This window comes from Vibrio sp. D173a (assembly GCF_030248475.1).
On sequence record NZ_JAHGAH010000259.1, the window covers coordinates 1 to 16196 of the forward strand.

At 42.5% G+C, this 16196-nt stretch carries 10 protein-coding genes and 2 pseudogenes; 6 read left to right on the forward strand and 6 right to left on the reverse strand.

From position 1 onward, the window contains the following. Positions 1–107 precede the first annotated feature (107 nt). From KIV40_RS22960 to KIV40_RS22980, 5 genes and pseudogenes are all read right to left on the reverse strand, one after another. Positions 108–683 carry a DedA family protein gene (locus KIV40_RS22960; RefSeq protein WP_012127117.1) on the reverse strand — a complete coding sequence of 192 codons (576 nt, stop codon included), beginning with the start codon at positions 681–683 and terminating at the stop codon, positions 108–110. A 145-nt stretch (positions 684–828) separates the two neighbouring features. Beyond that, entirely contained in the window at positions 829–2871 is a 2043-nt protein-coding gene (locus KIV40_RS22965) for an FUSC family protein (RefSeq protein ID WP_285351491.1), read from the reverse strand. A 99-nt stretch (positions 2872–2970) separates the two neighbouring features. Next, positions 2971–3864: a LysR family transcriptional regulator gene (locus KIV40_RS22970; RefSeq protein WP_285351493.1), complete on the reverse strand. Its 894-nt coding sequence runs from the start codon at positions 3862–3864 to the stop codon at positions 2971–2973. Between the two features lie 515 nt (positions 3865–4379). Next, positions 4380–5711, reverse strand: a complete 1332-nt coding sequence (locus tag KIV40_RS22975) for an AAA family ATPase (protein ID WP_285351495.1) — start codon at positions 5709–5711, stop codon at positions 4380–4382. A 405-nt stretch (positions 5712–6116) separates the two neighbouring features. Further along, positions 6117–6902, reverse strand: a pseudogene (locus KIV40_RS22980) (metallophosphoesterase). Between the two features lie 345 nt (positions 6903–7247). Between KIV40_RS22980 and KIV40_RS22985 the strand changes: the two are divergent. From KIV40_RS22985 to KIV40_RS22995, 3 genes are all read left to right on the forward strand, one after another. Then, on the forward strand, positions 7248–8492 hold the full coding sequence (locus KIV40_RS22985; RefSeq protein WP_285351497.1) for a hypothetical protein: 1245 nt from the start codon (positions 7248–7250) through the stop codon (positions 8490–8492). Then, complete coding sequence (locus KIV40_RS22990; RefSeq protein WP_285351499.1) at positions 8476–8928, forward strand: hypothetical protein; 453 nt, start codon at positions 8476–8478, stop codon at positions 8926–8928. Before KIV40_RS22985 ends, KIV40_RS22990 begins: the two co-directional genes overlap by 17 nt. Before the next feature lie 86 nt (positions 8929–9014). Then, positions 9015–9161: a hypothetical protein gene (locus tag KIV40_RS22995; protein WP_265988410.1), complete on the forward strand. Its 147-nt coding sequence runs from the start codon at positions 9015–9017 to the stop codon at positions 9159–9161. Positions 9162–9415: 254 nt separating this feature from the next. On the opposite strand, the gene KIV40_RS23000 is transcribed toward KIV40_RS22995, so the two are convergent. Further along, the gene (locus tag KIV40_RS23000; RefSeq protein ID WP_285351502.1) at positions 9416–10363 is read right to left on the reverse strand and encodes a competence protein CoiA family protein; all 948 of its coding nucleotides are present in this window, start codon (positions 10361–10363) and stop codon (positions 9416–9418) included. Positions 10364–10528: 165 nt separating this feature from the next. Between KIV40_RS23000 and KIV40_RS23005 the strand changes: the two genes are divergently transcribed. From KIV40_RS23005 to KIV40_RS23015, 3 genes and pseudogenes are all read left to right on the forward strand, one after another. Further along, positions 10529–12865: a DEAD/DEAH box helicase gene (locus KIV40_RS23005; RefSeq protein WP_285351504.1), complete on the forward strand. Its 2337-nt coding sequence runs from the start codon at positions 10529–10531 to the stop codon at positions 12863–12865. Between the two features lie 1699 nt (positions 12866–14564). Then, the gene (locus KIV40_RS23010; protein ID WP_258476957.1) at positions 14565–14735 is read left to right on the forward strand and encodes a helix-turn-helix domain-containing protein; all 171 of its coding nucleotides are present in this window, start codon (positions 14565–14567) and stop codon (positions 14733–14735) included. An 89-nt stretch (positions 14736–14824) separates the two neighbouring features. Continuing rightward, positions 14825–16123: pseudogene (locus tag KIV40_RS23015) on the forward strand (type I restriction-modification system subunit M); the annotation flags it as partial. Positions 16124–16196 lie beyond the last annotated feature (73 nt).

Sequence of the window (16196 nt, forward strand, 5' to 3'; positions counted from 1 at the left end):
CATGGGGCGCATACGTTATTTTAATCCAAAAGACCAATAAAAAAAGCTCACATAACATATCTTATTGATACCGTGAGCCTTTGCGGAATTACATTGGTTTAGAGCATTTACGCTTTTTTTCGTTTGAGAAGTGCGAAGATCATCAGTGAGAACAGCAGTGCTGCACTAGACCAAACCACGTAGCGATGATCGGTATAGAACTGGCTAAGGACGCTCAAGTGCTCAAACGTAAAGTTGGTGAGCAAACTGAATACGGCAACCCAAATGGTGGTTGCAAGCGCGTTACCCAACAAGAACTCTTTGCGCGGCATCTTAGCAATACCGCAAGCAAGCGGCATAAACTGCTTCATCCCTTCAACAAAGCGACTGACAACTAAACAAGCAGGACCATACTTCTGAATCGTATTTTGTAGCTTCTGCATTTTGGGGCCAGAAATATAGCCTTTCTTGTCTAACCAACCTTCAAAGTAGTAGCCAATCAGGTAGCCGCACGTGTTGCCAAAAAAGCAACTCAACCAAGAGACTATCATCACTAAGCTAAGGTTCATGACATGCTCAGATGAGATGATAGACGCCGCAATCATCAGCGATTGCCCCGGCATCGGAATACCAATACCTTCAAGAAAGATGCTGACGATAAGGGCGAGATAGCCATATTGCTCAAGTAATGGCTTCATCGCCATCAATAATTCATTTATGTGTTCCAAACGCTTTCCTCTAACAAAACTGGAACGAAGCTGGAGTGATACTCCTGTTAGTTCGCTGGGTCAATCGACGTTGGTCTCCGTCAGTAAAATCTGACACGCCGTTGATAATAGTGCTGGGTAATTAGTCTTTTAGGTTACGCCTTACTAAGTCGTGCATTTGTTTAATCGTCATCAATGCCAACCAGATGATCTCTTCGACAGATCGTTGACCAGCCGTTGAAGAGGGATGATCGGCACCGGTTTTATTGCTCAGCGCTGGCAGTTCATGTACGCGATTGTCACGAATCGTACTGATCAACGCATCCATCGCATCATGAATAAGGCGTTCAACTTGCGGTGAGCCTTGGTAATGAGCCCCCGTTCTCACTAGAGGGAGCAGCAAGCAAAGGTAGTGACTCAACAAGCGATAATGGCTCAGCATATCTTCATAATAATGCGGATCGGCACGAGTGTGCCTTGGCTCTTGTTGCATCTCGTTGTAAATCAGTTCAAGGTCGCTTTCAGCGGTGAGCATAGCGGCACGTTGCTTAGTGAGCGCCATGTGATCACGTTGCTCTGTGTCGACTTGTAACTGCTCATAGCAATACACAAATAAGCTTTTTGAACTATCGAGTGCTTTTAATGCTTGGGTATAAATCTCTTTACCTCGCCACTGCGGCCACAATAAGCCATAACCGAGCAAGACAATTGCGCCACCGACGACATTGTCTATCAGGCGAGGTGCGGCAAAGTCGAGCCCTTGGTGTGCCATGGTCTGATAAACCAAAATCAACAGTGCGGTAATACAGCCAATCGCCAGCGAGTAATGGCGCATAATATTGAGCATTGCGACAGGTAATAGAACTGCGATCAACACAAACAGGATGGTCGTTGGTACGCCTAGCTGAATCAATGAGGTGGCGAACAATACCCCAAGCGCCGTACCTAAACAGCGTTGCCAAGTTTTACTTCGGGTTGCTAAGAAGCTCGGCTGGATCACCATCAACATGGAAATCAACACCCAATCCGGGCGAATCAATTCAAAGTATTCAGCAATCCCAGCGCCAAGAGCAAACATCAAACCAACGCGAGTCACGTGGCGCCAAATCGGGTTGCCTCGACTTGGTAAACGAAAAGACAGCTCGAATGGTTGCACCTCAAAGGAGCGTTCATAAGCAGGTTCATTGAGCTCAATACTACGAGAAATATGCTTGACCGCGTATGCCCAGTAGCGAAAGCGAGGTTGGTCTTCTAGCTTCACTGCCTCAATCAAATCATGGGCTTCCTGCTCCAGTGAGCTTAAGTGTTCCATCTCTTCATGCGTGTTATGCAAAAGCTGCTTGGCTTTGTGTCTTAATCTTTGCTGACAGTGTTGGCTCCAAACCAAGAGCAGATCTCGTTTCGATTTGCTGGATTGAAATTGCTTGAGTAGATCAGGGTTGCTAGTATGGCTGCTCAAGACGACTTCAAATGTATCGAGCGCCAAAAACAAAGCCTGACGTAGAGAGTTGGCATCTTCATGTTTAGAGCGAAAAGATTCTGATTGTAGGGCTTGCTGAAACAGTTCAATCAACTGATATTTGATGCGTCGTTTCGGGGCATCGTTTTCGCTTCCAAGTAAAAAAGCTTGGCGATATTGAATATAGTCCGCCAGCGTCTCGTAAATCGCTGAAAGACAAACACGCAGCGCGTAATGTTTCCATAAGGCAAACCAAAGCCAACTGAACAGCGCAAAAGTGAGTGGCCCCAGCACCAGCATCGGATAGAGACTAAGTACTGCGCTGGAGTTATGTAGCGACAAGCTCACGACCGCGATCAGTAAGCTAGACATGCCAAGACGGCCCCAAAACGGACCATTCACTGCTGCACTCGCCAATATTGCTCCCATCGCGCCGTAAGTCAGCCACAGCGGTAAGCCCATATTCAGCAGAGTATAACTGATGACAAGCGTAATGCTCCACGTGAAAGCGGTAATTGCAAAGCGTGTCCAGCGTCTAGGACCAGCAGTGTCTAAACCGCTGATCAAGGCTGCAGGCATGGTCATTAAAGCCGTCATGGCGAGATTGATTTGGTTGAATAGCACACCCAACCCCATGAACAGAACAATCGCGCTGGTGGCACGCAGACCAAGATTGACAGAAGGGGAGTACCAGATTTTACGCAGAAAGGCAGGAGATAACGTCATAAACCCTCATTACAGTTGGCAACACCTTCAGTGTAACGCGAATATCTTTTGATGTGCTGGCTTCAACCACAGATTGAAAAATTGAAGCGGAGTCGCTATCTAACCGACGCCTTCTCCAAGCTGAGTAAATAGCCAATCATTGAACAGCGAGACTTTTCGCGCCGCTAGACGGTAGTTCGGCACAAATACGTAATAGCCATAATGGCTATGCATACTCAATTGTTGGATGTGGTGGACCTCACCTCTCGACATCGCCTGTTGCACCATAAAATCAGGCAAGAGGGCAAGCCCTTTGCCAAGCTTTACCGCTTCATAAGAAAGATAGAAATGCTCATGACCGACAGGGTGATAATGAATCGCGCTTTGCAGAGATTGTTCTAGTTTGAATTGCTCCCACAACTGCGGGCGCGTTGTTTGAGGAATAAAAGCGAAATTCGCAATGGACTGTTTGTCGTTACACGTTGAAGAACTTGATGAGCCCGTTAGCAGCAGCGTTTCTTGACGCAACAATCGACCATGCTCGTAGTGACTAGAAAGAGGAAGGCAACGGATGGTGATGTCGCTGTCTACATCTAACTGATTTATTGGACCATCACTGGTACGAACTTTAACGCGGATATCAGGATGGTGTTGATGGAAGGCATCAATGTTCGGTACCAACCACAAACTGGCGAAAGAAGGCGTGACATCGACCACCAATAATTCTTGCTCTGTGTCGGTTTGAATCAAGCTTGCCGTCGCATGTTGGATGATCTCCAACGCTTCGGTCACCTTGGGTAAGTAACGTTTTCCTTCTTCTGTGAGCTCAATACCATTGAGACCACGCTGAATTAATGGCAGCCCAACCAGTTGCTCTAACGTCGCAATTTGTTTGCTCACGGCACCTTGAGTCACGCACAAACTCTCTGCCGCTTTAGAAAAACTCAGATGGTTAGCAACCGCAACAAAGGTTCTAAGTGCACGAATAGAAGGGTATTCACTGCCTTTTAGCATGATCTCATGTCCATTGATGAATGCTTAACCACAGACTAAGAGATTTTGGCTTGGAATCAAAGCGATGAATTGAGGGGGGGGGGGAGATGCAAATTGCATATACAAAAAGGGCCAACCCTTTCGAGTTGGCCCTTTCCAAACGTTTGGCTGGCGGGAGTTGAACTAAAGTGTCAATATTTTAAAATTCAACAGATTAATGTGGTTATGCCAATTTGGTGTAGCATCAAATGTTACATCAATTTCCTACTGTAGAAGGAACTGAACCCGCGTCCCAATATAACATTTTGCTATTAAAGTTAGTGTTAATCATAGCAAAATAATCTTAAAACTACATGTAATGGTTATTCATCAACAGGTGATTTATTACTGTCGAGCAATGAGTTTAGCATACTAGATTAGGATAGTATCAGACCAACTCTTAGACCCAAAGGTTTGAACACTTTATTTAAATGATATGAGCCAAATATTGCCCATATCATGGATTCTTCGGTATTAATGAGTATGTTCTTACTCACTTAGCTTTTATCTAGATCTTTTAGGTGATCAAGTAAGTATTCAGTGTAGTAAAGTGGCATCACTATGTGCTCTTTCTCTGTTGCTGGAGAGCCTTGAGTGCCTGTAAGTTTGATCGTCTTGTGGGGCTTGCACTTTTCGATGTAAGACTGCAATGATTTCGCTCGGGTTCGCTTACCGCTCTTTACTTCTACAGGCACAATACGGCCTAGGTCATCAGCGATGATGAACTCTATCTCAGCCCTTGCGTCTCCCCAAGAGAAACTTGGTTCAATACCTAGTGCGGCGATTTCCTGTTGAACATAGTTTTCTGCGACATATCCCTTGTATTCATAGCCTTGCTGTTTGATTTCACGGTAACCCGTGCCGAGCATATGGTTCAACAGGCCTACATCAAATAGAAATAACTTAACTGCATTTTCCTTCTGATAAGCAGCTAAAGGAGAACGAGGTTGTCCTTCAATAGGATGATTCTTTAGCGCAAGTCGACATTTGTGAAGCCATGTGATCGCACTTTCATATTCAGCATATCGAGATTTGCGTTCGTGAACGCCTCTGAATTTGAACCGTTTAACGGAGTCATCGAATACCGAAGATAACTGGGCTGGGATGCTTCTAAATACAGACTCGATGAGTTGTGCATCTACTTTTCCAGAGTATTTTCCGAAATCACGCATGTAACCCTCAATTAAGTTTCGATGGACTTCAGAGACGGCTTCAATTCGGTCAATGATGCTGAGTTGAGAGTTTTCGAACCATGAGTTTACAGCTTCAGGCATGCCGCCAACGAAGTAATAATCAGTTAGCAGTTCGATTAACTTGGAATGAGCCGCAGAAGAACCCAGCTTTTGGTCAAACGCTTTTTGAAGAGCTTTTTCTCCAGATGCCCACAAAAACTCCCTAAAAGTCAGTGGCCTTAAGTTGTGCTGTTCAACTTTTCCAACAGGGAAGGAGGTGAGCAATCCAATATTGGAACCACTTGCAGCAACATAAGCTTTGGGAGCCTTTTCTGCAAAGTATTTAAGTGCGGTAACCGCTCTAGGACACTCACCAATTTCATCTAAAATAAGTAGATCTGTAGATGGTTCGAAGGTTTGCCCTGTTAAGAGTTCAATATTGGTGATGATGTCATCAGGATTTAAAGATCCAGCAAAAGCTTCCATTAACTCAGGACTCTCTAAAAAATCGATCCTTAGGACATTTTCGAATGTACTACCTAATAGCTCCTGCAATAAGAATGTTTTGCCAGTTTGTCTAGCTCCGTCAATCAGTAGAGGCTTCCTGGTTGGCTTGCCTTTCCAGGTGAGTAGGTTTTCAAGCAATGTTCGTTTCATCTAGCCACCTTAGTGATAGCGATTTCATGTTCGATGCTTATTACATAAAAATGCGCGATAAAATGCAAGACTAAACATTTTAATGCGCATGAAAATGTTTTGTTTTACATTTTCATGCGCGTAAAAGTGCATTTTGGTGTGCGCGTGATTATGTGGGGGAGCGAGGCGCAGTAATGAGTATATTGTGAGTGCTTCATACTCAGTATAAGCAAATGTCAATCTGGACAAGCTAGTCTTTAGCTGAAGCAGGGCTGGCTCAACAAAGATTGATGCTTGCAGGTAATACATTGTAATTGTTCACTTTTCTATGGCGTTAAAATTAAATGGAGGTAATCAATGAACAAACAAAGAATGGTTGGGAGGTGAAAGCCAAAGGCTTTCATAAATCAAATAAAACATTTTCCTTTAAAGGTAGTATGCCTTGATCTTCAAGCCTCCTGACTTGAGTGGGATAGAGCCTTTTGGATTGCAAATGAAAGTGGTGCTGCCTGCAATGATCTTTTCCACTGGATCGTGTTGATGACCTGAAATCCAGTATCGTGCTTTAGAGATCAGCTCGTCGCTCAAACTAGCTTGGTAGTACGGAGCATAATCGCTGTTGGCATTTTGCTCGACAGCAAAAGCTTCTTTTGATGGAAGATGATGAGATATCGCTATATCAACTTTCCTTGGAAAGTTGTTAATGAATGCCTTGTGCTGCTCTTCAATCATTTGATGGCTGACGTACTTTGTATCATTCATCAGTTTTGAGTACGCATCTATTAGTTCAGGCGAGTATGTGTGATAGGAAACTAAAGAGAGTGCCGCCATAAATGGTACAACCGTCTAAATCAATTGATTCATTATCCAGAAAAACAAGTTCGCAGTTGTGTCACTGTGCACCTTAAGCTTTGCTATTGGGGAGTATGTTTGAACATCAATACCGTTTTCGGAGTTGATTGAAACTTGTCTGTGCAGATAACCAGAATGATAAGATTTACTTTTACTACCGTACCACTCGTGGTTCCCTGCAATGAGGACAACGGCTTTAAAGTAAGAGCAAAGAACATTTTTTACATACGCAATGCCATTGAGCGCATTGGCGGTGTCACCCGCAATAATCAAAACAGCGTCATTATCGAAGTTATGCCAGAAGCTCCGATGGATACCGTGTAAATCCAAGTGCAAATCAGATACTGCGTAAAATTTCAATTTCTCTACCTGGCTGAGTTTGTAAATGTGGCCTTTGTGTACAGTATACCTACAGCTAATTAAGAGCTAGTCATTCCCATTGTATTGAGGAAAAAGCTAAGCGCACTATCCTTTGTATATTCATAGGAGCTAAATGACTATAACAACCTAATTTGTTGATGAATTAATAGAATGGAGTCATACATTCCCCTCTGGGTCATCGTCAATGTGGTAAACAATGTGAATAAATATCGCAAATCTTTAGTTTTAGGCAGAGTGACAGGTTAAATAGTTATTTAACCTATATCTTTAGGCGCTCTTTGGGCGTCAGTGTTTCATATAATGCTATGAATAAAAAAGTAACCAATGAAACGTTTTGCTATGGAAGACTCGAATCCCTCTCTAAAGTCAGAGCGAGAACATCACTACGACTTTAATTACCCTTTCCCACCTAGGCACCATGACTGGTACTGGCGTGATGCTTCAATGAGCTATGATGAGGCTATTGAAGCGTTCCATGCTCAAAGTGAAGAAGATCAGCACATTAGACGTAATCCCGTAAATCGAGATACTCCAAAGAAAGTTGTGGATCCCAATTCCCATGATGGCAAGGGGTATCCATTTCCACCAAGGCACTCAATGACTTGGCAGAATAATGAATATGGTGTGAGTTATGATGAAGCCGTTGCTTTGTATGAACATGAAAGGGCAAAGGCAGTTAACCCTAGAATGGTTCGTAATCCCCTTGTGAATGTTTCGCCTAAAACACCTGACGGTTCACGTTTAGCTGTCCAAGCTATGAATCAAGAATTAGCTAATGCTGAAGCTGCGATGAAATCTGTTCCTGTCGTAAACCCTGATAATTTGTATTGGCCACCGTATGACTTCACTACAGGTGAAGAGTATGAAATTATTTTGAAGAGGGAGCTTGAAGATAATCATAAAAAAGCGATCATACTAACACCTGAGGATGCTTACGATACCTTGGTAAGTCTTTGGGAAGAAGACGGGACTGATGCTCTTAAAACCGTTGATAAAGCTAATTCGTGGGCGGGGCATGGTGTTGCTATCTACAAGACGTATGAGTTAGTGAAACAGTTTGGTGATATTGGTGTAAAAGCTGCTGTTTTCGAGAGTAAAGGGAAAGAGTATATTGCGATTACAACAAAGAATAATTCCGACAGAGTCTTAAGGCATGTATTAGTTAATGGGGTTCGCCTCAAAGTCAACGGCCATAAATATAGAACAAGCAACCCTAAAGTGATTCAGCTTGGTTTAACCCCTCAAAGTCGTGCTACCGCAGCTAAAGGTGGTGCTCTTGTTACCTTTGTATTGTCGGCAGCAATCAATACTAATGAGCTGGTATTTAATGATGAATTTTACTTGGTTGATTGGTTTGGAAATGTCGGGGTTGACATGTTCAAAGCCTTGATCGCTTTTGGTGCTGGTGAGGCTGCATTAATTCTGTTTGGTGCTGCTTTTAGTGCTACGCCAGTATTAGTTGGCGTAGCCTTAGCTATTGTTGTATCTATCATTGTTGATGAGATATTTGAAGAGTGGGCAATCTCTGACAAAGTAGTGGGATCTTTAAAAAATGCGACAGTTGACTAACGTTAATCGTACAAAAGTAGCCATTTCAGGATGTATTCTTTTATCTTCCTTAGGAGGTGCTTGGCTATACAGTATCTATTTAGTCTTTAAAACCATAAGTGATATTACTAGCTTTCAAAAAGTAATAGATATAAATGTTTATGCTCTATGGATGCCAGTAGGGGCTTTAGGATTAGTCGTTATTATATGTGCTGCGTTTGCGATCTCATTGTATACGGGACAAAAAGCCGATGTAGTATGGGGAAGTAAAGGACAAAGCTTCTGTAATTTTTTCATTGGGATATGCATTGTTTTAGGATTAGTTTCAGCGTTTGCTACTTATCAATGGATGACTGGCGAGCTTGAAAAAAATGGCTACGTATTTAGCAAGGAAGATAGTCGATTTTCCGCATTTGGTAGACACGAAGTTTACTTAAAAACAAAACCTTTGATGTGATAGGAAGCTTTAGCATTATCCCGTAATAAACCACCCTTGAAACTCATATTAACTTCCTGAATAACCCAAGACATTCAGGAGGTTAAATGAGCAAATTACAACGTCTCACCACTGCATTTCTAAACAATCTCAAGCCTAACCTTGCCAACACTAAATCCACCGATTACGAAGTTAACTTGTCTGCTATGAAAGACAGTGGTTTGCTGATTGGTGTTCGCTGCGAGTCGGTATAGAAATGGATTATTCTGCGTGAATGATTACTTCACTATCGTTGTATGTTAGGCCATATAAGTAACTAGGCCTTTGACACCTTTGCTACTCATTGTGTGGGTTTTGGTTTGATTATGTAACTTTAACTACTCATTAGCCGTTTTCAGAGTGCCAGTCTTGAGAATCAAAAACTAAGAATAGTATTTGGCTGTGTTCATTTTTTTGGTTTGTTCATAAAAAATGAACAGAAGAATAAAATGAACGCTTGATGTGGTTCTTATCTTGATGACACCTCACTTGCGTATAGGTGACTATGGCATTTAGGGCAGATTGGTGTACTAGGTAGCGTAACTTGCCACTGGCATTGACACATGATGCACTCAAATTGAGCTGAACGTTTTGGTATAGGTGTAGGTGGGACAGCTTTCGTTGTTGATTGCCATGAGTCGGATCTGTGAAGGTTGACATTCCTCTGGTTGCGATGACGATATTGGTCATTACGAAAGCTCGGAGTAGGTCGTGGTGTGTACTGAGATGCCTTTAAGGATAATCGCTCAGTCGCTTCTTGTTCCAACTGAGCGTAGCGCGGATGAAATACCCACACTTTAGATTCGACATCGTTTTGAAGGTAATCTTTTAGTCTGTCCAGTTGCCGAGTCCCTGACACTTTATCGCGTGTAAATAGGTGATGTGTATCATCCAGCTTGATTTCGAGCACACCGCATTGCCTGTTATGTGGTGTGAGCAATTCATTTGGAAGTGGACGGTTTGGGTGGGTGAAATAAATAACAAAGCTGAATTCACCGACTTTGCCCATTACATCCACAATACATTTCTCAAATAAAGCTTCTTTATCGACGTTATCAAGTAAGATGGTGGATGATTTAGCAACCAAAAAATCTTCTGTGAAACACTTTCCTTTCGCTTGTTTTGTTAGAGAACTTCTGTACTCAGGAAGAACAATTGATATACCAGTTTCTATAACTTGTCTCGCCATCATGCGCACAGAAACAAAAAAAGAAAAATCACATTCTTTGTCAGTTCCTTCAACCTTGCGGCTCGCATGAGCAAAGTGCCATTGCTTTTCTTTACCTTGTCTCGCAATCAGTGGCATGTGGCAAGAAGGGCATATACAGCCGCAATTCTTCCCTCGCACAACATCAGCGACATCAACGAATGTCTGCTCTTGGATTCTTAAGCCGAAAGGCACATGTTGAAGCAGCATCAAAGCGTGAATAACTCTCAATTTAGCGACGGTATGTACTGATTTTAGGCAAGAATGCTTTATAAATATGTTAGATAGGTTATGAATTGTGCCTTTGTTTTCGTATTGTCTTTTATACAATCGATTATTAACTGCATGAAAGTGATGTAATTGTCGGGGCTAGATATGGATGAGCTTGAGCTAATTGAACAAAAGATTCATGAGCTAAAAAAGGAGCTGGCTCAACTTGAACAGCAGAAGCAGCGTCTATTGACGCAGGAAGCGATTGACAAGGAAGCTGCATGTGAAATGTCACCTCAGCAAAAACTGTCTATCTATCAGAGTTATTTTAAAGGCAATACTCAATGCTATGCGCATAGGTGGCAGAACCAACAAGGTAGAAGTGGTTATGCGATTGCTTGCGAAAATGAGTGGCATCAAGGTGTATGCGGTAAACCTAAAGTAAAGTGTTTGGAATGCCCCAACCAAGCATTCAAGCCGTTAGGTGACGATGCTATGTATGCCCACCTTACTGGCAAAGAGGTTGTTGGTTTGTATCCTATGCTGGCGAACAATACCTGTTGGTTACTAGCGGTTGATTTTGATAAAAGTGATTGGCAAGAAGCCTCTCTTGCTTATGTCGAAGTGTGCAAACTAAAAGGCATCGATTGTTTATTAGAACGATCTCGCTCTGGTCAGGGGGCACATGTCTGGATTTTCTTTGTACAGGAGACTGACGCAAAAGTAGCTCGACAATTAGGGTTCTATTTACTTGATGAAGCCATGAAAATTCATGGTGCTTTGTCATTTGATTCCTATGACCGCCTATTCCCCAATCAAGACGTACTACCTATCGGGGGAATTGGTAATCTGATTGCTTTGCCGTTACAAAAACAAGCTCGTTTAAATGGAAACTCGGTGTTTGTTGATCACTCATTTACACCATACCCTGATCAATGGGAGGTGTTAGCGTCGACGGGACGATTATCTATTGAGAAAATAGAATTACTTCTTGAAAGCAGAGTGGACCATCGAAATGATGGTGAAGATGGCGCAACAATCAAGCCCTGGGAACGAACAGTGAACACAAGCACTGCCATTCCAGACAAACCTAAGGCGTTAGACATCGTTCTTGCTAACCGATTGTACTTACCGATCAGCCAAGTTCCGAATCCTCTAATTGCTCAGTTTAAAAAATTGGCATCCTTTTCGAATCCTAAGTTTTTCAAAGCCCAAGGGCTACGTTTGTCAACCAACGGAATTGCGCGTTTTATATGCTTGGCGGAATTAGACAGTGGTTACTTGAGCTTGCCGAGGGGCTGTTGGGATGACTTACAGGCTATTTGCTTAGAATTAGGAATTGCTCTCCAAGTTACGGATAATCGTTTTGCTGGTCAGGTGCTAACGGACATGACATTTGTTGGCTCTTTGCGCTCAGCTCAAAGTAAAGCGATTGATGAGCTAATGCAGCATGATATTGGTGTTCTTCATGCTCCGACAGCCTTTGGTAAAACGGTAACAGCAATTGGTCTAATACAAAGGCGAGGAGTCAATACTCTGATTTTAGTGCATAACAAACAGCTTGTTGACCAGTGGCAAGAGCGTTTAAAAGCGTTCACTCAAGGTATCGATATCGGCGTATATACAGGAAGCAAGAAGAAACCGACTGGACAAGTTGATATCGCGACTTATCAAAGTTTGATCAACAGAAGCGACAATAGTGTTCATGCACTGGTGAAAGAATATGGTCAAATCATTGTGGATGAATGCCACCATCTATCAGCACCACAATATGAGCAGGTGTTATCTGAAGCGCATGCGAAGTACGTCGTTGGGATCAGTGCAACACTTGAAAGGCGAGATGGACATCAACCGATCATATTTATGCAAGCCGGTAGAGTAAGACATACCATAAAGTCAGACCGAAACCATCAGTTTGCCCAGGTGCTGGATCGCCGAGAGCTAAACCTAGAAGTGCCTTTGCATTTAACTTCGAATGACCCTAAACCTCATATTTCTGAGATTTATCGTTGGTTAATGCTTCACCCTATACGTAACGCCACCATTGTCGAGGGAATTCAAAAAGAGGTCTCTAATGGCCGAGTTCCGATCGTGTTAACCGAGCGGAGAGAGCACGCCATTATCATTGCTGGTTTGCTCAATGATGTGGGGATCACACATCAAATATTAGTAGGCTCGATGAAGAAAAAGCAGCAAGCTGAGGTGATGTCGAAGCTAGGCAGTACACAAGTCATTGTTGCCACAGGACGTTTTGTAGGAGAGGGCTTTGACCTTCCACGCCTAGATACTTTGATATTGGCGTTGCCTGTATCTTGGAAAGGATCGTTAATCCAATATGTAGGGCGCATACAGCGTGATTACAAAGGAAAAGAGGAGGTGAAAGTGATCGACTACATTGATGCAAAAATTCCAATGTTGCTCAGGATGTTCAGCAAGCGAGAAAAAGGGTATCGAGCACTTGGCTTTTCATCTGAATCAATAGCTCAAAAGCAACTGATCTAGACTAAGTCAAACGGCAAATGCAGGCTGTTAAATTGAGATCTAAAAAGTGCTCTCATGAGGTAGGTACAAACTAAGTAAACGCGCTCCTCGGGGATCCGCGCTTTTAGGCCCCGTCAAAGACGGGCAGTGATCCAGGGATTATTTTTTACAGAGGGTTTGGTCAAAACTCGAATTTTGTTTGGTTTGAGTTCAGCATGACTTTGTCATGCTGGTATATGATGAGTATCAATGCAATCAGATGGCTTTGGTTCTAACAAACAAAGCAAGGAATGAACTTGGTGGATCATTGTTCGGAAGTGATTTTCATCAGGGAATCTGCTTAAAACATTTCAATATGTCAAATTAAGTTGTTGTTTTTATGGGTGGTTTTTTTGATAAGCAATCGAAAGTGTGTTATAACTATTATAACCATTAGAACTAGTAATATGATTATATTACTAGTATAAGGAACAATAGACGCATTTCTTCTATTTGGGTTGTAGCAGTCAGTTGCTTGCAAAAAAACAACTCACAATAACGCAACTTTCTCTCACGCCCGTGCAAGTTCCTCTCACAGTACTCTGCTCTCTGTACATATACACTTAAAAATCTCTGACACTCTTCGTATGTGGGTGAACTTGTGATAATGAAGCCCATTTCATGTCGGGATCCGCATCTGTACTTTTCCAACCCTAATTAAAGTTCTAATGAGAGATGAAGCAACAGTCAATTTTGGGACTGATTTAGTGATAGATAAACCACTGATTATAATGGACTTTTTAGTGGCACTCCTGAAAAAACTTTAGTGGCACTCCTGAAATCCAACCCTAATTAAAGCTCTAATGAGAGATGAAGCAACAGTCAATTTTGGGACTGATTTATTGATAGTTAAGTTACTGATTGAAAGGGGCTTTTTAGTGGGATTCCTGAGAGAATTTTAGTGATACTCTTGAAACTCAACACTCAACTAAGTTTGAAAGAGGTCATAAAGTAATGAGCAGATCCAGGATTTAACACATAAAGGCAAGTGATTGAATTAAATTGTTTTTTAGGTGGAGGAACGACGGTCTTCTATGTGATGCAATTTAGATGATGATTCCGATTGATTGGTTTAGTGGCACTTTTCCCCTTGGTTTTTTCCTGAAGTTGGTTTTAGTGGCACTTTTCCCCTAGGTTTTCTCCTGAACTTGGTTTTAGTGGCACTTTTCCCCTGGGATTTCTCCCTGACTGGGTTTTAAAGGGACTGTTAGTTCTAAAGCTTTGCACTTTCTCATCTAGATACTTTGATATTGGTGTTACCAGTCTTGTACTGAACATCTTAAAAGCAGTAACTAGCAAGGTATAAGCCGTGGCTTTATCGAACAATATCTCTCTGAATCTTTACATATGAGCACAAACCAATTCATTACAAACAAGTGTCCATACTGGATCCCCCCTTTTGTAGGAAGAGTTTGGAGTTGCCCGCACAACCATTTACAGCAACAGAGAAGAATTATTGTTTCCGCATATGTGCTCTTGCGGTAACGGGGAATTGCCAGTGGGGAAAGTCAAGTGGAGAAGTGGATTAAAGAGCGCTTGTTAACCAGAGAGGTTGCTATGTAACCAACTAATTAGAAGCCGTGCACAATGCGCTAACTATATCATTGTTCATTCCCCAATTTTCTCATATTCTCTCATTATTAACTCTGAACAATAAAACCAAAATGAGATAACACTCTGAATGGTAGACCAAATTTTAACCTTGAAAGAGGTGGCTGCTTACCTAAAGTTGGCCGAAAAAACAGCATACAGATTAGCAAGCGAAGGAAAGCTTCCTGGTTTCAAAGTTGGCGGCTCTTGGCGCTTCAAACGTGAAGACCTTGAAGCGTGGATAGAAGAACAAAAAAGCTAAGACTGACTAATCTCAAAAATACCGAATTACTTCAATGGGCGACTATCTTTTCAAAGTCGCCCCAACAGTAGAAATGAATTGAGCGGAACATGAATAAACAACAACTTGCAGCAAAAATCTGGGAATCAGCCAACCAGATGCGTTCAAAAATCGAAGCAAACGAATACAAAGACTACATCTTAGGCTTCATTTTCTAGAAATATCTGAGCGATACCCAAGTAAGCTTCCTTATCGAGCAAGGGATGACACAGGATGACATCAAAGCATTGGTCGAAGATGACACAGAAACAGTAGATTATATTCGAAGAGAGAAAGGGTACTTCATTGCCTATGACAACCTATTCTCGACGTGGGTGGATTCAAGTACAGAGTTTGATGAGTCGAATGTTCGCGATGCATTGTCGGCTTTTAACCGTCTAATCAATAAAAAACATAAAAAACTGTTTGAAGGGATCTTCACCACGTTAGAAACGGGGTTGAGCAAACTGGGGGAAACCTCTGGTAAGCGAACCAAAGCAATCAGCGACTTACTTCACCTCATTAAAGCCATCCCGATGACGGGGAACCTTGGCTATGATGTGCTGGGTTACATCTATGAATACCTGATCGAAAAGTTTGCCGCCAACGCGGGCAAAAAAGCGGGTGAGTTCTACACGCCGCATGAAGTCTCGCTATTGATGTCTGAAATCACCGCGCACGAGCTCAAACATAAAGATGAGATTGAGATTTACGACCCAACCAGTGGTTCAGGCTCATTGTTGATTAACATTGGTAGCTCAGTGGCCAAATACGCTAAGAGCAAAGATGACATCAAATACTACGCACAAGAGCTTAAGCAAAGTACCTACAACTTAACTCGTATGAACTTGATCATGCGTGGTATTTTGCCAGATAACATCACCACCCGTAACGGTGATACGCTAGAAGATGACTGGCCATACTTTGATGAAAGCAATCCACAAGAGTCTTACCAACCTCTGTATGTGGATGCAGTGGTCTCTAACCCGCCGTATTCACAAAAGTGGGACCCAGAAAACAAAGAGAACGATCCGCGTTATGCACGCTTTGGCTTAGCACCAAAAACCAAAGCCGATTTTGCGTTTCTGTTGCATGATTTATACCACCTAAAGCCAGATGGCATCATGACCATTGTACTGCCACACGGTGTACTTTTCCGTGGTGGGGAAGAGGGCGAGATCCGCAAGCAACTGATCGAGAACAACCATATTGATGCCATCATCGGTTTACCTGCCAACATCTTCTTTGGTACGGGCATCCCAACTGTGATTTTGGTGCTCAAGCAGAAGCGTGAAAACAACGACGTACTTTTTGTGGATGCCTCGAAGCACTTTGTAAAGGAAGGCAAAAATAACACATATGAGCCTTCTGCCTGTCAATAGGCAATAACATCCTATTGGCTGCGTGAGCAGCCAATGCTCTTCGAACAACAAAGTTATCTAC